The sequence below is a fragment of the Methylophaga thalassica genome (assembly GCF_030159795.1).
Taxonomy (GTDB): Bacteria; Pseudomonadota; Gammaproteobacteria; order Nitrosococcales; family Methylophagaceae; genus Methylophaga; species Methylophaga thalassica.
This window is the reverse complement of record NZ_BSND01000013.1, coordinates 263069-283528: the sequence shown is the minus strand read 5'-3', so window position 1 is coordinate 283528 and position 20460 is coordinate 263069. Positions and strand designations below refer to the sequence as shown.

Here is a 20460-nt window from a genome sequence, read left to right as displayed (position 1 = left end):
CGTCAGCAACCCTTTTATTTATAGTTTAAACCCATTGATGAACGGACTTCCGCCAAGGTTTCCTGTGCCACTTCACGCGCGGCAGCATTACCATCATCAATAATACGGCGGACATCTTCTGGGTGTTGGCTAAAATCCAACGCCCGTTCACGAATCGGTCTCAGTTCAGCACTAACAGCATCAATCAACGGACCTTTACAATCCAGACAACCAATACTGGCACTGCGACAACCTTCTTGTACCCACTGTTTCTGATCTTCTGAAGCGTAAACCTCATGCAACTGCCATACAGGGCAGCGATCGGGCTCACCAGGATCAGTACGTCGAACACGGTTGGTGTCCGTTGGCATACGCTTAATTTTCTCTGCCAGGCTATCATCAGGCTCACGCAGCGAGATTGTATTTCCGTATGACTTGGACATTTTTTGACCATCCAGGCCTGGCATTTTAGATGCCGGTGTTAATAAGGCTTTTGGCTCGGGCAAAATCACTTTACCTGCACCTTCCAGATAGCCGAATAAGCGCTCCATATCACCCAGCGCTAAATTTTGTTGATTTTTAAGCAACTCACGCGCGGTGGCTAGAGCATCCGCATCACCTTGCTCTTGGTATGACTTACGCAAAGTATTGTAGAGCTTTGCGTTTTTCTTACCCATTTTTTTAATCGCGGCTTCGGCTTTTTCTTCAAAGTCCTTCTCACGACCATAGATATGATTAAAACGACGAGCGACTTCACGTGTTAACTCGACATGAGCGACCTGATCTTCACCCACAGGCACCTGACCCGCACGATAAATCAAAATATCGGCACTTTGTAATAAGGGATAGCCTAAAAAACCGTAAGTCGATAAATCTTTTTCTTTTAGTTTTTCTTGTTGATCTTTGTATGTTGGTACACGCTCTAGCCACGAAAGCGGTGTAATCATCGACAATAATAAGTGTAATTCAGCGTGCTCAGGTACTTTTGACTGTAAAAACAGCGATGCCGTCGAAGGTTCAATACCGGCAGCGAGCCAGTCAATCACCATCTCCCAAACACTGCCTTCGATGACACTGCTCTCTTCATAATGAGTCGTCAATGCATGCCAGTCTGCGACAAAGAAGAAGCAGTCAAATTCGTGCTGTAATTTAATCCAGTTTTTTAGAACGCCATGATAATGACCTAAATGCAATTGCCCTGTTGGACGCATGCCTGAAACAATGCGACGGGACTGTATAGCAACCGTATCCAAAATGTTCTCCTGATAAGCCTTAATTAGCTAACTATAAAATACTGAATATTTGTGCTGGTAAATGAAAGACAGACACCAGCAAACCTAGCATAGCACTGACCAATGGCCATAAAATCAAATTCAAAATGCCGAAATAAAGCAGTCCGAGCAAGATAAAGAAACCATAAGGCTCTATCCTGCTGAACTTATATGCCATCGGTCCTGGTAGCCAGCTTGATAACACACGACTGCCGTCCAGAGGCGGAATAGGCAGTAAGTTAAGCATCATTAACATCGTATTAATCAAAACACCAGCGACGCCCATAAACATCATAGGTTGACCCAGGGTAATATCGGCATGAATAAGCATTAAACCCAGCTTGGCAACGATCGCCCAGATAATCGCCATAATAAAGTTGGCAGCAGGACCAGCAGCAGCCACCCACGCCATATCTCGTTTGGGCTGATGCAGATTCTGATAGCTCACCGGTACCGGTTTCGCCCAGCCAAATACAAAGCCGCCGAGTAATAATAATAAGCCGGGCACAAGTACTGTGCCGATAGGGTCGATATGTTTAAAGGGGTTTAGCGTGAGCCTACCCAACATTTGTGCTGTTCTATCACCTAACTTTAATGCAACCCAGCCATGCGCAACTTCATGCACAGTAATGGCAAATAAAACAGGTATCGCCCAGATAATAATTTTCTGGACCAAACTAAATTCAAACACGAATGCTGTCCTGACCGCCCATATATGGACGTAACGCCTCTGGAATTAACACCGAACCATCTGCCTGTTGATGATTTTCCATCAACGCTAACAGCGTACGGCCAACGGCCAGTCCTGAACCATTGAGCGTGTGAACTAACTCAGGTTTTCCAGTAGCAGGATTACGCCAGCGGGCCTGTAAACGACGTGCCTGGAAATCACCAAAATTACTGCAAGATGAAATTTCTCTGTAGGTTTGCTGGCTTGGTAACCAAACTTCAAGATCATAGGTTTTTGTAGATGAAAACCCTAAATCACCCGTACACAAATTCACCTTACGATATGGCAAATCTAATAACTGCAATACTTTTTCAGCATGTGCTGTTAATTCTTCATGCGCGGCAGCAGAGTCCTCTGGACGGACGATTTGTACCAACTCAACCTTTTCAAACTGGTGCTGACGGATAAGACCACGTACATCGCGACCATAAGAGCCGGCTTCACTTCGGAAACACGGTGTATGTGCCACAAACTTCAGCGGCAACGATGCATCTTCAGTAATCGTATCGCGGACAATATTAGTCACTGGCACTTCAGCTGTTGGAATCAGATAAAACTCACCATCATTCACTTTAAACAGATCTTCTTCGAATTTTGGTAACTGTCCTGTTCCTCTTAAAGAGTCAGCATTCACTAAATAAGGAACATAGGTTTCCGTGTAACCATGCTGTTCGCTGTGTAAGTCCAGCATAAACTGGGTCAGTGCACGCTGTAACTTAGCCAAAGGACCGGACAAAGTGACAAAACGGGCAGCACTGATTTTTGCTGCGGTATCAAAATCCATACCTAAAGCAGCACCCAGATCGACATGATCTTTTGGTTCAAAATCAAATTGACGCGGTTCACCCCAACGTAAAACTTCCTGGTTTTCGCTCTCATCTTTACCGGCCGGAACATCCGCCTGAGGAAGATTAGGAATACCCATGGCGATGTCTTGCAACTGGGTCAACACGTCATTTAATCGTGACTCAGCCGCTTTGTGACGGTCACCTAAATCCTCGATTTCTTTCAGTAAGGGGGTAATATCTTCACCCGCCGCTTTGGCTTTACCAATATTTTTAGAACGGCTATTTCTTTCTGTTTGTAATTCCTGAGCATCCAGTTGTGCCTGTTTACGCTCTTCTTCAAGCTTAGCCAACAATGCAACATCTAAATCAAAGCCTCTACGGGCTAGTTGCTCAGCAACCTGTTCAGTCTCATTTCTTAATAACTTCGGATCTAACATTCTTTTATTTTCCAGATTGTGCAGTCCAGCTCACAATATGATCCGGCTTAACCATACTTTCCAGCTGTGTAATAATTTTTTCCACTTTGTGTGGAACATCAAAAAACTCGATCACCAATGGTAATTCAGGTGATAAATCCAATAGTGACGCTTTATGCAACTTTTGTTCAGCACCAAAACCAGCAATGCCACGAAACACGGTAAAGCCTTTAATATCTAATGTTTCAAGTAACTCTATAACGCGATTACTATGATCCCGCCCCTCAGCAAGGTATACACGAACCATCGTGACTTCGAACCGACTCATAACTGTCTCCCCAGGCTTAGACCTATCCATGTAGCCGTCAGACAGAGCAAAACGCTAAGAAATATATTTAGCATGGCTCTCGTGACATCACCGGCTTCCAGCAGAGCAATAGTTTCCATAGAAAATGTCGAAAACGTGGTAAACGCGCCAAGTAAACCGATTAAAATGGCAGAGCGCCATTCTGTCATACCCAACTCTCTCTCGATAAAGATGATAAACAGAAATCCCATCAATAAAGAACCGAGCACATTAACAGCCAATGTGCCGTAGGGAAAGTCTCGCCCTAAAACACGATAGATGCCGTTGGAAACAACAAACCTGAGTACGGCACCCACTGCACCGCCGGCGGCAATAGCAATTATTTGATGCACGAACGATATTCCCTGCTAAAAAACAGGTAGTTTACCGTATTCTGGCACAAGGCTCGCAACTGATTGTTTAATGAGGAAAATAACATTCAATCATAGATAAGTCTGAGCAGCTGAAAATCACTGACAAACAAACTGTTATCGACCCAAACTAATATCTTTCAACCATTTTAGCTAATGAAACAGGCACGATCTTTCTGGCATGTCCTGCGCTACCAAATGCCTGATAACGCGCTTCACAAATCGTTTGCATCGCCTGCGTCGCTGCTTTGAAAAATTTCCGTGGATCAAATTCCGCTTTATTCTTCTCATCAGTCAAAAACTGACGAATAGCACCAGTTGAGGCCATGCGTAAATCGGTATCAATGTTGACCTTACGTACACCATATTGAATGCCTTCAACAATTTCTTCTACAGGCACGCCATAGGTTTGGCCAATATCACCACCATGTGTATTGATAATTTTCAACCAATCCTGCGGTACTGAGCTTGAACCATGCATCACAAAATGGGTATCAGGCAGTTTTTGTTGCAAGGTTTTTAAGTGGCTAATCGCCAGCACATCACCTGTTGGTGGTTGTGTAAATTTATAGGCGCCATGACTGGTGCCTATGGCAACGGCTAAGGCATCGACCTGCGTTAAATTCACGAACTCCACTGCCTCATCAGGATCGGTCAATAGTTGACTATGATCTAAGGCAGATTCAGCACCATGACCATCTTCTTCCCCCATCATACCGGTCTCTAAAGAGCCCAGGCAGCCTAACTCCCCCTCCACGGAAACACCGCATGCATGGGCAATGTCACTAACGTTTTTTGTCACCTGCACGTTATAGTCAAAATCAGATGGTGTTTTCATGTCTTCTCGTAATGATCCATCCATCATCACCGAAGTAAATCCTGACTGAATCGAACGAATGCAGATAGCCGGGCTAGCGCCATGATCCTGATGTAAAACTACTGGAATATGAGGATATTCTTCAATAGCTGCGAGAACCATATGCCGTAAAAATGGCTCACCGGCATATTTTCTGGCACCAGCGCTGGCCTGCATGATCACAGGACTGTCAACCTTGTCTGCTGCCTGCATAATGGCATGTACTTGCTCCATATTACTGACATTGAATGCCGGAACAGCAAAATCATGTTCAGCTGCATAGTCTAATAATTGTCGCAACGTAATCAGGGCCATAAAGCCTCCTGTAAAGAAAAAATCATGTTCCGTATTTAGTCTATCTGCCTGGGTTCAGCCATATCACCGACTTTGACAATTTTCATAGCATTGGTGCTGCCCTGAATTTCAAGATCGCCTTTAGTGATAATGACGATATCACCATCTGACACAACACCACGGCGGACAAGCTCATCTACCATCTCTTTATTCATCAGCGCATGATCATGATGTTCTACATCAAACTTAAGTGGATAAACGCCTCTGTATAAGGTCACTTTCCGTGCTGTTTTTTCATGGGGTGTGAGTGCAAAGATAGGAATACCCGAACTAATTCTGGACATCCACAATGTGGTTGCACCTGAGTCCGTCAACGCAGCAATCGCTTTTACATCCAGATGGTTGGCAGTATACATAGCAGCCATGGCGATGGCTTCATCCATCCGTTCAAAATGCGAGTCTATCCGGTGTCGCGATACTCGTATTTCACGTTCCAGTTCTGCTTGCAGACAAACACGGTCAACAGCCGCTATGGTTTTTATTGGATTTTTACCAATCGCCGTTTCCCCGGATAACATCACCGCATCGGTGCCATCCAGCACAGCATTGGCCACATCAAACACTTCAGCCCGGGTCGGAATCGGATTCATGATCATTGATTCCATCATCTGGGTGGCTGTAATGGTCAGGCAGTTCTTTTTACGCGCCAGCCCAATGATACGTTTTTGAATAGGCGGTAATGCCGCATCCCCCATCTCCACGCCCAAATCGCCACGTGCGACCATAATCGCATCGGTAGCTGAGATGATCTCATCAATAGCTTCTACCGCTTCTGCACGTTCAATTTTTGCCACAATGGCACCATAACCGCCAGCATCGCGTAATAACTGCCTTGCCTGATGGATATCATCAGCCGAACGAGGGAATGACACAGCGAGATAGTCTGCCTGCATGCTGGCAGCCGTTTTAATATCCTGTTTATCTTTATCGGTAAGGGCTTTGGCAGATAGTCCACCACCAAGACGGTTAATGCCTTTGTTATTGGAGAGAACACCACCGAAACTTACCGTCGTATAGATTTTATGCGTATCGACTTTATCCACACGCAATACAATCCTGCCATCATCAAGGAGCAAGGTGTCTTTCGCTTTGACATCACGTGGAAGCGCTTTATAGTCAATGCCCACTTGCTGTTCATCACCCTCGTCTCTACCAAGCTGGGCATCCAGAATGAAATACGCGCCTTCTTCAAGCACAACCGAGCCTTGTTTAAAGCGTGAGATACGAATTTTGGGTCCCTGAAGGTCAGCCAGAATGCCAACCTGTTTATTTTGCATACGAGCACGTTCTCTGACCAGCTCTGCCAGCGCAATGTGAGTGTCAGGCTCACCATGAGAGAAGTTAAGCCTGACCACATTCATGCCGGCTGCGATCATTGCATCCAGTACTTGCGGGCTTTGTGTGGCCGGCCCTAAAGTCGCAACAATTTTTGTTCGTCTTATGGCCGTCACATGAAACTCCTTTATGCTTGTGCGGCGCGTTGCTCCAAAATATCTACAGCAGGTAATTTTTTACCTTCAAGAAACTCGAGAAATGCGCCACCACCCGTTGAAATATAAGAAATGTCATCACAAATTTTATATTTAGACACTGCCGCTAATGTATCACCACCACCAGCAATAGAAAATGCATCAGACTCAGCAATCGCCATCGCGACTTCTTTCGTGCCTTCACCAAACTGATTAAATTCAAACACGCCGACAGGACCATTCCAGACAATCGTACCAGCGTTTTTTAAAATTTCTGTTAAAGCGGCGGCCGATTTTGGACCAATATCAAAAATCATGTCATCGGCAACGATATCGGTCACTTTTTTGACTTCAGCTTCCGCATTTTCAGCAAAATGCTTACCACATACGACATCAACTGGTACCGGAATATCCCCACCACGAGCCTGAGCTTCCGCTCTTAGTTTTTTACAGGTATCAATTAAGTCTTCTTCATAAAGCGAATTACCGACTTGGTGACCCTCTGCCGCAATAAAAGTGTTGGCTATCCCACCACCGACAATCAGTTGATCCACTTTTTTAGATAACGATTCCAGCACCGTCAACTTGGTGGATACCTTTGAGCCACCTACAATCGCGACTAGCGGCCTTGCCGGGTTATCCAATGCTTTCGCCAATGCTTCTAATTCTGTTGCCAATAGTGGACCGGCACATGCAATCGGTGCGTATTTAGCTACGCCATGCGTCGACGCCTGAGCACGATGAGCTGTGCCAAAGGCATCCATTACAAACACATCACACAACTTGGCCATACGACGAGATAACGCATCATCGTTGGCTTTTTCACCGATGTTAAAACGCACGTTTTCACACAAGACGACTTCACCCGCTTCAACGGGTATAAATTCTGGTTCTAGCCAGTTTTGCTCAAGCCTGACCGGTTGATCCAATAAGGCTGATAAATAATTAGCAACAGGGGCCAGCGAGTACTGATGCTCATACTCACCTTCAGTTGGTCTGCCAAGATGCGACATGATCATGACCTTTGCACCTGCTTTTAATGCCATTTCTATAGTGGGCAATGAAGCATGAATACGGGTGCCATCAGCAACAACACCTTTTTTCAGTGGCACATTAAGATCTTGGCGAATCAGTACACGCTTACCCGCCAAATCCAGATCAGCCATCTTGATTACAGACATGATGATTTTCCTCGTGAATAATTAAATTTGTGATCTCCATCACAAAGTATAACGTTCTAAATTAGTTTGACCATAAAAAAAGGCTTCCTGAATCCAGAAAGCCTTAACGTTTTTATTGATAAATGAATGAATTAACGACCAACGTGCTGCACTAGACGCATCATATTGCAGGTATAGCCATATTCATTGTCATACCACGCAACCACTTTAACGAACGTCTTATCCAATGCGATTCCAGCACCGGCATCAAAGTTTGAAGGGGCTGTGTTACCACGAAAATCCGTTGATACCACGCTTTCTTCGGTATAACCCAGTACATCTTTTAACTCTGATGTAGAAGCGGCTTTCATCGCTGTGCAGATATCTTCATATGTCGCATCTTTGTCTAACTCAACCGTCAGATCAACCACCGAAACATCCGATGTCGGCACGCGGAAAGCCATACCGGTTAACTTGCCATTCAAATCAGGTAAGACTTTACCAACCGCTTTCGCCGCACCGGTAGATGATGGAATAATATTTTCCAAAATGCCGCGACCACCACGCCAATCTTTCATTGAAGGACCATCCACGGTTTTTTGTGTTGCGGTGGCAGCATGTACCGTAGTCATCAATCCGCGTTTGATACCAAAGCTGTCATGCAAGACTTTAGCGACAGGCGCTAATGCATTGGTCGTGCATGATGCGGCAGAAACAATCGCCTGACCGTCGTAATCTTTATGATTGACACCATAGACAAACATTGGTGTGTGATCTTTTGAAGGCGCAGACTGCACCACTTTTTTGGCGCCAGCATCAATATGCGCCTGACAGCTTTCTTCGGTCAGGAAAAAGCCCGTACATTCGATAACCAAATCCGCACCGACTTCATCCCATTTCAAATCTGCAGGGTTACGCTCAGCGGTAATGCGGATAGTTTTGCCATTCACCACCAGATTGCCATCTCTGACTTCCACTTCACCATGGAAGCGGCCATGCACAGAATCGTATTTGAGCATATAAGCCAGATATTCGGGATCTAACAAATCATTGATAGCTACCACTTCAATATCTGTAAAATCTTTGATGGCTGCACGAAATGCCATGCGACCAATGCGGCCAAAACCATTAATACCGACTCTAATCGTCATGCTTAATCCCCTATCGCTATATCCGTCTGTCTAAGAACTGAAATCTCTGTGTGAAATCTCACTTATTAGACTTTCGAGTTTTAGAGAGAGAAAAACCAGTGAGCAAAACTGCCCACTGGTTCGACTCAATTACTACTTAATTTAAATCAGCAATCATTACAGCACTGATTTAACTGTCTTAACGACATTTTCAACTGTGAAGCCGAAGTGTTTCATCAATACACCACCTGGCGCAGATTCACCAAATGTATCGATACCAACAACGCCGCCTTCCAGGCCAACATATTTGCGCCAGAAGTCAGTGACACCCGCTTCAACAGATACACGTTTAACACCAGGTGTTAACACGCTGTCTTTGTAAGCTTGGTCTTGACGATCAAACACATTGGTTGAAGGCATAGAAACAACGCGTGCTTTCACACCGTCAGCTTTCAGTTCTTCTTGTGCTTTAACCGCTAAGTCAACTTCAGAACCTGTCGCGATGATGATGACATCAGCTGCGCCACCTTCTGCTTCAGACAATACATAAGCACCTTTACGGATAGCTTCGAAGTCAGCAGTGTCATGTTTACGGCCTGGGATACCTTGACGGCTTAATACTAAGCTTGAAGGACCATCTTTACGTTCAACGGCAGCAACCCAAGCCACAGCAACTTCAGTTTCATCAGAAGGACGCCATACATCCATGTTAGGAATGTAACGCAGACCTGCTGTGTTTTCGATTGGTTGGTGAGTAGGACCGTCTTCACCCTGACCGATAGAGTCATGAGTCAAGATAGCGATAATGCGTTGCTTCATCAATGCCGCCATACGTAAAGCAGACTTAGCATAGTCAGAGAACATGTGGAACGTACCACCGTAAGGCAGTAAACCACCGTGCAGAGCCATACCATTCATGATGGCATACATACCAAACTCACGAACACCGTATGAAATGTAGTTACCTGGCTCTTTACCAGAAACATGTTTGAAGCTTGAGCAGCTTGTCAGGTTAGAACCTGTTAAGTCAGCAGAACCACCGATAAATTCTGGTAATTCAGGCGCTAAAGCAGTGATAACGTTTTGTGATGCTTTACGTGAAGCAACGCTTTCTGCTTTATCGTTGAAATCAGCGATCATTTTATCTGTGAATTGTTTCCAGTCAGCGGGTAATTCACCTGCCATGCGGCGTTTAAATTCAGCAGCTAATTCTGGGTATTCAGCAGCATAAGCGTCGAACTTTTTGTTCCATTCAGCTTCAGCAGCGTCACCTTTTGCTTTTGCATCCCAACCTGCATAAACGTCTTCAGGAATAACAAAAGGTTCGTAGTCCCAACCTAACTCTTTACGAGTTAATGCAACTTCTTCTTCACCTAATGCAGCACCGTGGCAATCATGGCTAGCTGATTTGTTTGGTGAACCGAAACCGATGATGGTTTTACAGCAGATCAGTGACGGTTTGTCAGTCACTTTCTTGGCAGCCTCAATCGCCGCGTTGATAGCGTCAGCATCATGTCCATCAACAGATTGCACGTGCCAGCCATAGGCTTCGAAACGTTTCACGGTGTCATCGGTGTACCAGCCATCGATGTGACCGTCGATTGAAATATTATTGTCATCCCAGAAGGCAATCAGTTTACCCAATCCCCAGGTACCTGCCAGAGAGCAGGCTTCATGAGAAACGCCTTCCATCAAACAACCGTCGCCCATGAATACATAGGTGTGGTGGTTAACGATGTCATGACCTGGTTTGTTAAATTGGTCAGCCATCAGTTTTTCAGCCATCGCAAAACCAACACCGTTGGTGATACCTTGACCTAATGGACCTGTTGTTGTTTCAACACCTGGTGCATAACCGTATTCAGGGTGACCCGCACATTGTGAATGTAATTGACGGAATGTTTTGATTGAATCCATTGGCAAGTCATAACCTGACAAGTGCAACAATGAATAAATCAACATAGAACCGTGACCATTAGATAGGATGAAACGGTCACGATCAGCCCAATTTGGGTTATTTGGGTTGTGTTTTAAATGGTCATTCCATAACACTTCGGCAATATCTGCCATACCCATAGGCGCGCCGGGGTGACCCGAGTTCGCCTTTTGTACTGCGTCCATGCTCAGCGCACGGATAGCATTAGCTAAATGTCTACGTGTAGCCATTATCTACATTCTCCTATTAAAAAAAATTAAGCTGCCCGCCATTTGATCGAGCAACCCATACTAGGTATTTGATTTTCTGGGCCGTGGCCTGTTTCTGCCACTTGTTTCATTGCTTCAAACAAATCTCGTCTGACATCAGATGCCGCTGCTTGTTTTTTACTGGCATCTAAACGACCGCGATATTGTAGTTGCAAATCACCGTTATAACCAAAAAAATCGGGCGTGCAGACTGCACCATAAGCCTGGGCAACCTGTTGTGTTTCGTCATACAAATAAGGAAATGAAAACTGCTGCTGTTCAGCAACGCGTTTCATATTATCGAAAGCATCTTCTGGATAGTCATTCACATCATTAGACATAATGGCGACAGAGTTAACGCCCAACTCTTTCAGCGCATTCGTATCACGGACAAGTCGATCCATGATCGCTTGTACGTACGGACAATGGTTACAAATGAACATCACTAATAGTCCATTTTCACCACGACACTGATCTAATGTCCAAATTTTACCGTCTGTTCCTGGCAGAGAAAAATCCACAGCAGGCAAACCAAATTCACAGACTGGTGTCTCTAAAGCCATAAACGCTCGCTACAGTTGTACTTTTGTCGTTTCAGGTGAAAAACTACGCATGAAACTCTTTTGGAGTTCTGCATATTACCAGACAAATTGCATAATGCGAAATCAAGCTGTTAGCGCTTTTTAGGCGTGCCTGTTTTGACGAACTGTAAAAAAAGTAATGACTTAGAGCACAAGCGTATCGGTTTCCATTGCCCTGATTTATCTACAAACAGGATCAGACCTCTGACAATTTTCACTGCTGCGCGTTTTAACGATTCGTTTCCGCTGAACGCCGCATATTAAGGTGGACTGTTATCACTTAATGCCAACATCATGTTTTAATGTTGTTATTGAATTACCGCCTGAACAGGCTCGTATCCTAAGCTGAGAATCTCATGGCTCAAAAGAAAACGCCCGCTAAAAAACGTACACGCTCAAAAAAAACAAGCTCCCGAAGAAAAAAACAAACTGGTTTCATCAGTCGCTCAAGCTTACTCAAGATCGCTTTTACGATCCTCGTTCTGCTCGGTTTTTTAACGCTGTTTCTTGATGCTCAAATCCGTAGCCAGTTTGAAGGCAAACGTTGGGCGGTTCCTGCCAAGGTGTATGCACGTCCACTGGAACTGTATGCGGGTGCGCCAATATCGATTGCTGACTTAAAAATCGAGCTGAGAGGCTTGGGTTATCAGTTTACCAACAAAGCCGCCCAACCGGGGCAAGCCGCGTTTTCGACATCAAAAGCCATTATTGCAACTCGGGGGTTCCGCTTCAGTGACGGTATGGAGCCTGCAAGAAAACTGATTCTCGATTTTGATGGCCAAGGCCTAACACAATTGAGAGATTACCAGGGGCAGGATGTGCCGTTGGTTCGGCTTGAACCCGTACTCATCGGTGGTATCTATCCCTTAAATAACGAAGATCGGGATCTTATCCAGCTTAAAGATGCGCCGCCGATGCTGACCGAAGCCTTGATCGCGATAGAAGACAGAGATTTTTATCAGCACCATGGTATATCGCCTAAAGGCATTGCTCGTGCGATGGTTGCTAATATTAAAGCCGGTGGTTTTGTGCAAGGTGGCAGTACGTTAACTCAGCAATTGATCAAAAACTTTTATCTGACCTCGGATCGCAGCCTTGTCAGAAAACTCCTCGAAATTCCCATGGCTTTGTTATTAGAACTTCATTATGACAAAGATGAAATTCTCGAAGCTTATTTAAATGAGGTCTATCTGGGACAGGATGGCTCCCGAGCCATTCATGGTTTTGGTTTAGGAGCACATTACTTTTTTGCTCAACCCCTACAAGAACTGAAATTGCATCAGTTAGCACTACTGGCTGGACTAGTTAAGGGGCCCTCTTATTATGATCCAAGACGTCACCCTGAACGAGCGAAAAAAAGACGTAACCTGGTATTACAAGTGTTGTTTGAGCAGGGGAAAATCACCCAGCAACAATATCAGCAAGCTATCAATGCGGATCTTGATGTCGTCAAAAAAGGTACCTTATTAAAAGAAGCCTACCCGGCGTTTCTGGATTTAGTAAAACGACAACTTCGTCGTGACTACCGTGATGAAGATCTGAATTCCGAAGGTTTACGTGTTTACACCAGCCTGGATCCCATCACTCAAAGCCATGCTGAAACGTCACTCAAACAAACCATCAGCACTTTGCAACAAAGCTATGGCGCCAAACTGAAACCATTGCAGGGCAGTATGGTAGTCACGGATCCACAAACGGGTGAAGTACTTGCGGTTATTGGTGATAAAAACACCCGTTACAAAGGATTTAACCGCGCATTAGACTCGCTTCGCCCAATCGGCTCCCTAGTAAAACCCGCAGTGTATTTAACCGCATTAGAGCATGGCAAAACGCTGGCCAGTATTGTTGATGACTCAAGCTTGACGATGAAACTGCCTAATGGGCAAACATGGAAACCACAAAACTTTAGCAAACAATCACACCAACAGGTCATGCTGATTGATGCCTTAGCCCATTCTTATAATATTGCAACTGTTCGCCTTGGTATGGAGGTTGGCTTAAAAGAAGTGATTAACACATTAAATCGGCTGGGTATTAAACGTCAGTTAGATGCTTACCCCTCTCTTTTACTTGGCGCACAAGGACTATCCCCCCTCGAAGTGGCGACCATGTATCAAACGATTGCTGCCAATGGTTTCCAGACACCTGTACGAGCGATTCGCACGGTGACAGATAGTCAGGGCGAAGCATTATCCAGCTATCCATTCCAGCTACGTCAAACTATTGATGCTGATGATGTTTATCTAATTCAAACCGCCATGCAGGAAGTCACTCACAGCGGTACTGCTGCCAGCATTTATTCCGTATTACCGAGCAGTATCAATACTGCCGGAAAGACAGGAACCACCGATGACCAGCGCGACAGTTGGTTTGCAGGATTTAGTAACAATCGTTTAGCCGTCGTCTGGCTAGGCCTGGATGATAATTCACCCTTGCCGTTTACCGGTTCCGGTGGTGCACTCAGAGTCTGGAAGAGCTTTATGAAAACTCAGCCGCTTGAATCATTTGAGGCACCGTTACCAGACGATATAAAATGGCTATGGATAAACGCTGAAACCGCTTTACTGTCTGCTGAAAACTGCGAAGGTGCAAGGCTGCTACCCTTTATTTCTGGATCAGAACCGACTGAAGCATCCGAATGTATGACAAAACCAGATGAATCATCTAACCCAGTGACACGTTCATTGAACTGGATCAAAGACTGGTTCTAATAAGGTATAACAATGACAAATTATGTATCACGTTTTTTTGTAACGGGGCTTATGCTAAGTGTGCTTGCTGCCTGTACAACATCGCCTTATCAACCCTCACAACCACCAGTTGATGATCGTAGTAACCTGCCTCCTCAACAGCCAACGCCTGAAACTCATGCCTATCCGCCTGTGGAAGAAGCCATTCCTGGACAACCTATCCCTTCACACCAAGCGCCACCACCGCAAGCTCAGTTGCCACAAAAACAAAACCCTGCTGTTATTGCTTTACTGGACAGGGCTGAGCAAGCAAGAGTCAGTGGTGACTTAAGAAGTGCGCAGAATAACTTACAACGAGCACAACGTATTGCCCCAAGGGATCCTAAAGTCTATTACTCTTTAGCTCAGACGCATATGAGTCTGGAAGATTATGACTTAGCAGAACAAGTCGCCTTAAAGGGCGTGTCGTTATCCTCAGGTAATCAAGTTCTTCTGAAACGTTTCTGGCAGTTGATCACCGAAATCAGATTACGGGCTGGCGACGTCTCCGGAGCAGAAGTAGCTAAACTGAGAGCCCAGAAATACTAATCAGACTGACTTAAGCGCTTATATAGGAAGGGATAATCGGACAATAAGTCCGTCATGCCCTGAATATCGAATACTTCTACTTTATCCAGAAGTTGCTGGGCATAATTGGCTAAAGGTGTGAATTTCTCTTTATCTGCAACTTGGTTCAGATCCGAAGCAAAACGTTTAATTTCACTCATATTATTGCTTTCTTTGACCATCTTCCAAATCGGCATTTTGCTCTCCATAAAGCCGAGAATAGTCGGTAATACACTAATTTCATGTTTCGATAAGACGGGCATCTGATCATTAGCGTGAGCCATGTCTGAATCACTAGGCTGTTCATGCACTAAGAATTCGGCCAGCTTATGGTAGAGTTCGGCCTTTTTGACTGGCTTACGGATATGCGCATCAAAATGCTCTGATTTGAGACGATCAAAATCATCCTTCATCACAGAGGCTGTGAGCGCAATGACCGGGATATCAAATTCTGCCTTAATTTTTTCTGCCGCCTGATAACCATCCATCACGGGCATACGTAAATCAATCAACACTAAATCAATAGGATGATGTTTCATCGCTTCAACCCCTTCTTTACCATTTTCGGCCTCAATAATTTTCAGTGCAGAAGTAGAGAAACTCTCAGCCACCAAGCGCCGGTTATCTTCAATATCATCAACCACAAGAATGGTTGCCGGAGCAAAAACCGGCAATGTCGGTTCGCTGTAATTATTCAATGTTGTTTCAGCAGCAATCGCTGCCACAACGACATTATCCAAGTGCACAGTAAATATCGACCCTTTGGCCAATTGACTCTTGACGGTAAGCGTCCCACCCATCAGTTTAATGAGACGACTGCAAATCGATAATCCCAACCCAGTACCACCAAACTTGGCGGTATCCTGACCTACTGTTTGATTAAAGTCTTCAAAAATTCGGTCTAATTGATCTTCTGGAATACCAAGACCGGTATCTTCCACATCAATACGCAGCCCTAATTTACTGCCGATATTATTTTTATTATCGACACGTGCCCGCATGGTTATTCGCCCTGACGCAGTAAATTTAACGGCGTTTCCTAATAAGTTGAGCAATACCTGGCGCAGTCGAACCACGTCTAACATCAGACTTTGTGGAATTTCAGCATCTACTTCTAATACCAGCTCTACGCCTTTATTTCTCAAAGGCACACTGAAAATATGGGATAACTCTTCAAATAAGACGTGCGGGTTTGTCGCTGCGTAATTAATCTCTAATTTTCCCGCCTCAATTTTGGATAAATCGAGAATGTCATTTATTAATAACATTAAATCATTGCCGGCGGAATGAATGGTTTTTACATAGGATTTTATCTTGTTGTCTTTGACCTGCTCATAAAGCAGTTCGGTAAACCCAATAATGGCATTCATAGGTGTACGAATTTCATGACTCATATTGGCCAGAAACTCAGATTTAGTGCGATTAGCGACCTCGGCTTTTTCTTTCGCCTCCAGCAACTGTGCTTCCATCTCCAGCCTGTCCGTCAGATCCACCGCAATACCCAACAAGGCATCTTGATTCTGATATTTGATGGGCATGATAGACACCATCATTGAGCGTTCTTCACCATCCAGTTTTTTAAACTGGACGATTTTCTGATCGACAAACCCTTTTGTTCTTATATCTTCCAGAACATCCTCACGCTGACTTGGATTGGAGTAAAAATCGAGAATATTAAATCGCTCCAATTCATCTATTTGTAGGTTGTAATCTAATAAGGCTTGCGGGTTACCAGTAATAATCTGGCCATCATAGCGTGTCACCGAAATTTGCAAGGGAAGATGATCTATCAATGTTTTTGTCTGTGCTTCGGCCGCTTCCCGCAAACGAATCTGAGCAGCGAGCTTTCTATTCCAATATAAAATCCATGCTACTACTACCAGAAATACTGCAATAACCTTCAAAACAAGACTGTAATCAACGATCGTTGCGTATTTATCTTTTCCCCATTCATCCAGAATACGTTGTTTCTCTGTAAGCGAAATCGCATTAAATGTGCGATTAAAAAGACTCACCATAGGCTGATATGCCTCACTAAAGCCGAATGCAAGAGAGGTTTTAAACCCGGTTTCACCCACTATCCTGATATTATTAATCCCCATTTCTGCAATGTGATAGCTGGCTTGTGCCAATGTTGCGACCAATGCATCTACTTTTCCCGTAGACACAGCTGTTAGGCCATCCTGACTGCTCATGACTTCGATGAAGTTAATTTCGGGATACTGGTTGCGAATATTATTCACATAACCATATTCATGAATGACCGCAATTTTTTTCTTTTTTATGGAAGAAAGACTTTCGACATAGACATTGTCATCACGCATCACGACAACAATCGGACTATTTAAATACGGCCTGGTGAAAGTAAGAAACTGACCCAAAGTGGAATCACTGGTTTCTGAAATCATATCGACTTTACCAGACTTAATCAGATCAATAGATTCAGTCCAACTGGACGTTGGAACATACTCAATCGTGATACCCAGCTTCTTTTCTATCAAATGCAAATATTCAGCAACAATACCAATATAGTTGCCATCTTTATCAAATGCTTCGTAGGGCAACCAATTTGGATCACCCGTAAAGCGAATTGTTTTATGTTCGTTTAACCAGGCTTGTTCACTCGGTGACAGGATAATATTTTTGGAAACGCCTTCTGCGATAATATTTCGTTTGAACCACTTGTCATCAATACTACGTTTTTGCACAGCAGAGATAGCCAGCAAACCTTTATCAATAATGGATAACAACACTGGCTCAGATTTCTGCGTAGCCATATAGAGATTCTCACTCCCTAAATAGCGTGTTGACTGTAAGGGTTCGATATTCAGGATCCCTTGCCTATCCAGCTTGTAACTTAATACAGCATAGTAGTCATACAATAAGTCGGCTTTGCCATTTAAAACCAGCTCAATAGCCTCATCTGCTGTGTTGGTTTCAACAATATTGAGTTTAGGGAAATAACGTTTAATCGTACTGATGCGAGAGTCATCTCTCGGTAAAGCGACCCGTAAATTATCCAGAGAGTTTTTGTCATCCAGCTTGATATCACTGCGAATAAAAAAATACTCTACTGCTTCGTGATGGGGACTGGAAAAAGCCATATATGAAGACTTTTCCTGTGTCATAAATACGGCAGGTAGTAAATCAATTTCTCCCGCCACAAACTGTTTAAGGTGATCGCGCCAAGTACCCGTCTCCTCATATTTGAATTTCAAACCGGTTAACGATGAAATAATATTAAGGTAGTCTCTAGCTATACCCTGATACTGGCCTTTCGAATCAATAAAATCGTAGGGTGGCCACTCAGCGCCTCCACCGACAATCACTACTGGATGTGTTTCTATCCAGTCAATTTCTTCCTGCGTTAGTAATACTGGTGTCTGATACTGTGTTTTAACCGTTTCGTTATCCGCCATAACAGTCGAGCTAAACAAAGTAACGACCACATTTAATAACAGAAAGAACAAAGTGATAAACATCATTCTTTTTGTTATTAAATCATCATTCATCTTATATGCTTCTATTTCACTATTTCAGCAAACTTATCAAGATTCTGTATCATCAAGTCCACTAATTCAGGATCAAAGTGAAGACCTCGCTGTTCTTTAATGAACTCAATAGCCTCATTCACAGACCAGGCAGGTTTATAACAACGTTGATGGGTTAAGGCATCAAACACATCCGCTAATGCCACGATACGACCATATATGTGGATATCATCGCCCTTTAGCGCTCTCGGATAGCCACTGCCATCCCATTTTTCATGATGTTGATGAGCAATAATCGCCGCTGATTTAATTAATTTACGTTTGGAACCAGACAATAATTTATAGGCATTAGTGGTATGCGATTTCATGATCTCAAACTCTTCCGGCGTATATTTCCCTGGCTTATGAAGAATCTCATGAGGCACTGTCATCTTACCGATATCGTGCATCGGTGAAGCATGATAAAGGGTATCTGCATCCATATCGGTTAATGTCGGATGAAGTTTTGCCAATAATGCTGAGATTTCTGCCACACGACGTATGTGTTTGCCTGTTTCATCTGATGTCGATTCCATCAGCTCAGTTAAAAACCAGATTAATTCTTTTTGGCTGTTTTCTAATTCAGATAATAATCGAGCCTGGGCGAAACGGGATTTTGTCTCAAGGTCAATATTTTGTTGTTCGAGCCACTTTTTGGTTTGGTATAGCTGGATATGGGTTCTGACACGTGCTAACAGCTCAGCAGCATGAAACGGTTTGGTCACATAATCGACCCCGCCAGCCTGAAATGCCTTGGCAATCGAGTCAACATCGGCTTTGGCCGTGAGGAATATGATAGGAATATCCTGATATTGTGAGCTAGCCTTTATGCGTTTACAGGTTTCATAACCATCGATACCAGGCATCATTATATCGAGCAGAATAAGGTCAAAATCAGCATCATCACTATTGAGAATTGATAATGCTTTTTCGCCACTATTGGCAAAAGAAAACTCATAACTGTCTTCTCTCAGCAAATTCATAGCGACCTGAATATTGTCAGGGACATCGTCAACTATGAGAATCTGAGCATGTGGTGCCATCAATCCAACCTGTTAATGCGTTGGTTCGATTATATAAGTAAGTTAAGAGAAAAGTACAATACCCTGCATGAAGCAGGGTATTGGTAAAGAAATTTAGAGATCAGAAGCAGAGCTCTAACAGAAAATTGTCAGTCAGAATTTAAGATAAACCTAAGACATCCTGCATATCAAACAACCCATTTTGCTTCTGCATTAGCCAGCTAGATGCACGCATGGCACCAAAAGCAAATGTCATACGACTAGAGGCTTTATGAGTAATCTCTACACGTTCACCTTCGGCGGCAAACATAACTGTATGGTCACCCACAATATCGCCTGCGCGAATCGTGGCAAACCCAATCGTATTTCTATCACGTTCTCCGGTACGTCCTTCACGACCATAAACAGCACACTGTTTAAGATCACGACCTAAAGCATCGGCAACCACTTCACCCATACGCAATGCGGTGCCCGATGGCGCATCAACTTTATGGCGGTGGTGTGCTTCAACAATTTCAATGTCGACATCGTCACCTAAGACACGTGCGGCAATATCCAATAATTTTAATGACAGGTTCACCCCAACACTCATATTGGGTGCCAAAATCGTCGCTATTTGCTTTGCCGCATCTTCGATCGCTTGTTTTTGGTCTGCATCAAAACCGGTTGTACCGATAACCGGTCGACATTGGTGAGCAACACAAGCAGGTAATAAAGCCATTGTGACTTCAGGCAAAGTAAAATCAATTATGATGTCGGAGTCTTTCGTGGCTTGTTCGATATCCGAGCTAATCGCAATACCAAGTTTACCTACGCCTGCAACTTCACCTGCATCAGCGCCTATTAGCGAGGAATCGGCGCGATCTATCGCCGCACTGAGTTCTAAACCTTCAGTCTGTTCAACTGCCTGAATCAGGCAACGCCCCATTCTGCCAGCAGCGCCATTAATCGCAATCTTAGTGGCCATAATTATTCCT

The 20460-nt window shown here is 44.1% G+C and carries 16 protein-coding genes; 2 read left to right on the top strand and 14 right to left on the bottom strand.

Going from position 1 to position 20460, the window contains the following annotated elements:
- Positions 1 to 14: 14 nt before the first annotated feature.
- From QQL60_RS14180 to QQL60_RS14130, 11 genes are all read right to left on the bottom strand, one after another.
- Positions 15 to 1232: a tryptophan--tRNA ligase gene (locus tag QQL60_RS14180; RefSeq protein ID WP_007144442.1), complete on the bottom strand. Its 1218-nt coding sequence runs from the start codon at positions 1230 to 1232 to the stop codon at positions 15 to 17.
- Positions 1233 to 1263: 31 nt separating this feature from the next.
- Positions 1264 to 1941 (bottom strand): site-2 protease family protein, encoded by a 678-nt coding sequence (locus QQL60_RS14175; RefSeq protein WP_007144441.1) that lies wholly within the window; start codon positions 1939 to 1941, stop codon positions 1264 to 1266.
- A complete protein-coding gene (gene serS, locus QQL60_RS14170) occupies positions 1934 to 3205 on the bottom strand; it encodes a serine--tRNA ligase (RefSeq protein ID WP_284723681.1) in 1272 nt (423 codons plus the stop codon). The genes QQL60_RS14175 and serS overlap by 8 nt, the downstream gene beginning before the upstream one ends.
- 4 nt (positions 3206 to 3209) lie before the next feature.
- A complete protein-coding gene (locus QQL60_RS14165) occupies positions 3210 to 3512 on the bottom strand; it encodes a DUF190 domain-containing protein (RefSeq protein WP_273183023.1) in 303 nt (100 codons plus the stop codon).
- Positions 3509 to 3883, bottom strand: coding sequence for a fluoride efflux transporter CrcB (crcB, locus tag QQL60_RS14160; RefSeq protein WP_273183021.1), 375 nt, complete (start codon positions 3881 to 3883; stop codon positions 3509 to 3511). Before crcB ends, QQL60_RS14165 begins: the two co-directional genes overlap by 4 nt.
- A gap of 148 nt (positions 3884 to 4031) precedes the next feature.
- On the bottom strand, positions 4032 to 5072 hold the full coding sequence (fba, locus tag QQL60_RS14155) for a class II fructose-bisphosphate aldolase (RefSeq protein WP_284723680.1): 1041 nt from the start codon (positions 5070 to 5072) through the stop codon (positions 4032 to 4034).
- Positions 5073 to 5107: 35 nt separating this feature from the next.
- Entirely contained in the window at positions 5108 to 6562 is a 1455-nt protein-coding gene (gene pyk / locus QQL60_RS14150) for a pyruvate kinase (RefSeq protein ID WP_284723679.1), read from the bottom strand.
- An 11-nt stretch (positions 6563 to 6573) separates the two neighbouring features.
- On the bottom strand, positions 6574 to 7761 hold the full coding sequence (locus QQL60_RS14145; RefSeq protein WP_273183015.1) for a phosphoglycerate kinase: 1188 nt from the start codon (positions 7759 to 7761) through the stop codon (positions 6574 to 6576).
- 131 nt (positions 7762 to 7892) lie between these two features.
- Positions 7893 to 8891 (bottom strand): type I glyceraldehyde-3-phosphate dehydrogenase, encoded by a 999-nt coding sequence (gap, locus tag QQL60_RS14140; RefSeq protein WP_273183013.1) that lies wholly within the window; start codon positions 8889 to 8891, stop codon positions 7893 to 7895.
- 156 nt (positions 8892 to 9047) lie between these two features.
- Entirely contained in the window at positions 9048 to 11036 is a 1989-nt protein-coding gene (tkt, locus tag QQL60_RS14135) for a transketolase (protein WP_284723678.1), read from the bottom strand.
- A 26-nt stretch (positions 11037 to 11062) separates the two neighbouring features.
- Positions 11063 to 11617, bottom strand: a complete 555-nt coding sequence (locus tag QQL60_RS14130; protein WP_284723677.1) for a thioredoxin family protein — start codon at positions 11615 to 11617, stop codon at positions 11063 to 11065.
- A gap of 374 nt (positions 11618 to 11991) precedes the next feature.
- Here QQL60_RS14130 and mrcB point away from each other — a divergent pair, with 374 nt between their 5' ends.
- Both mrcB and QQL60_RS14120 read left to right on the top strand, forming a co-directional pair.
- Positions 11992 to 14346 carry a penicillin-binding protein 1B gene (mrcB, locus tag QQL60_RS14125; protein WP_284723676.1) on the top strand — a complete coding sequence of 785 codons (2355 nt, stop codon included), beginning with the start codon at positions 11992 to 11994 and terminating at the stop codon, positions 14344 to 14346.
- A gap of 12 nt (positions 14347 to 14358) precedes the next feature.
- Entirely contained in the window at positions 14359 to 14913 is a 555-nt protein-coding gene (locus tag QQL60_RS14120) for a tetratricopeptide repeat protein (RefSeq protein ID WP_284723675.1), read from the top strand.
- On the opposite strand, the gene QQL60_RS14115 is transcribed toward QQL60_RS14120, so the two are convergent.
- From QQL60_RS14115 to dapB, 3 genes are all read right to left on the bottom strand, one after another.
- The gene (locus QQL60_RS14115) at positions 14910 to 18416 is read right to left on the bottom strand and encodes a transporter substrate-binding domain-containing protein (RefSeq protein WP_284723674.1); all 3507 of its coding nucleotides are present in this window, start codon (positions 18414 to 18416) and stop codon (positions 14910 to 14912) included. The genes QQL60_RS14120 and QQL60_RS14115 overlap by 4 nt on opposite strands.
- A gap of 38 nt (positions 18417 to 18454) precedes the next feature.
- Positions 18455 to 19504 (bottom strand): HD domain-containing phosphohydrolase, encoded by a 1050-nt coding sequence (locus QQL60_RS14110; protein WP_273183006.1) that lies wholly within the window; start codon positions 19502 to 19504, stop codon positions 18455 to 18457.
- Between the two features lie 139 nt (positions 19505 to 19643).
- Positions 19644 to 20450, bottom strand: coding sequence for a 4-hydroxy-tetrahydrodipicolinate reductase (dapB, locus tag QQL60_RS14105; protein WP_284723673.1), 807 nt, complete (start codon positions 20448 to 20450; stop codon positions 19644 to 19646).
- Between the last annotated feature and the right edge of the window lie 10 nt (positions 20451 to 20460).

Coding starts and splice junctions, on each gene's coding strand:
- dapB (WP_284723673.1), bottom strand. CDS start 20,450: ATGGCCACTAAGATTGCGATTAATGGCGCTGCTGGCAGAATGGGGCGT.
- QQL60_RS14130 (WP_284723677.1), bottom strand. CDS start 11,617: ATGGCTTTAGAGACACCAGTCTGTGAATTTGGTTTGCCTGCTGTGGAT.
- tkt (WP_284723678.1), bottom strand. CDS start 11,036: ATGGCTACACGTAGACATTTAGCTAATGCTATCCGTGCGCTGAGCATG.
- QQL60_RS14115 (WP_284723674.1), bottom strand. CDS start 18,416: ATGATGTTTATCACTTTGTTCTTTCTGTTATTAAATGTGGTCGTTACT.
- gap (WP_273183013.1), bottom strand. CDS start 8,891: ATGACGATTAGAGTCGGTATTAATGGTTTTGGCCGCATTGGTCGCATG.
- QQL60_RS14120 (WP_284723675.1), top strand. CDS start 14,359: ATGACAAATTATGTATCACGTTTTTTTGTAACGGGGCTTATGCTAAGT.
- QQL60_RS14145 (WP_273183015.1), bottom strand. CDS start 7,761: ATGTCTGTAATCAAGATGGCTGATCTGGATTTGGCGGGTAAGCGTGTA.
- QQL60_RS14110 (WP_273183006.1), bottom strand. CDS start 19,504: ATGGCACCACATGCTCAGATTCTCATAGTTGACGATGTCCCTGACAAT.
- mrcB (WP_284723676.1), top strand. CDS start 11,992: ATGGCTCAAAAGAAAACGCCCGCTAAAAAACGTACACGCTCAAAAAAA.
- fba (WP_284723680.1), bottom strand. CDS start 5,072: ATGGCCCTGATTACGTTGCGACAATTATTAGACTATGCAGCTGAACAT.
- QQL60_RS14165 (WP_273183023.1), bottom strand. CDS start 3,512: ATGAGTCGGTTCGAAGTCACGATGGTTCGTGTATACCTTGCTGAGGGG.
- serS (WP_284723681.1), bottom strand. CDS start 3,205: ATGTTAGATCCGAAGTTATTAAGAAATGAGACTGAACAGGTTGCTGAG.